Origin of the sequence: Acetobacter fabarum, from assembly GCF_040702925.2 — a bacterium.
In the GTDB taxonomy this organism is placed as follows: Bacteria; Pseudomonadota; Alphaproteobacteria; order Acetobacterales; family Acetobacteraceae; genus Acetobacter; species Acetobacter fabarum_B.
Genome location: NZ_JBFCXX020000080.1, coordinates 1 through 273 on the forward strand (window position 1 = coordinate 1; position 273 = coordinate 273).

1 protein-coding gene is annotated in these 273 nt (G+C 42.9%); it reads left to right on the forward strand.

Annotated elements, in window-relative coordinates; genetic code table 11:
- On the forward strand, positions 1–273 hold a 273-nt coding region (locus AB2L51_RS15170; RefSeq protein WP_400922664.1), incomplete at both ends, for a hypothetical protein.

Below are 273 nucleotides of genomic sequence, written 5' to 3' on the forward strand. Positions count from 1 at the left end.
GTTCAGGTGAGTGAGTTTTTTGAAATTGCGTATGCAGCAGCCTCTAAACGACTGTGTTTTTTCACTGGAACGGGATTTTCTAAAGCAGTAACTGCCAACCAAGCACCGAGTTGGCAAGAACTATTGGAGGTGGCTTGTGATGCGACTTTAAATCCTGAGCCGCTTAAACAAGCATTGTTCCCAAAGGATGGACCTAATCCATTGAGTTTAGAGGAGGCAGCTCAAGTAATTGCTCTCGAACTCTCAAAGGTTGATAAAGATATTCATAATGAG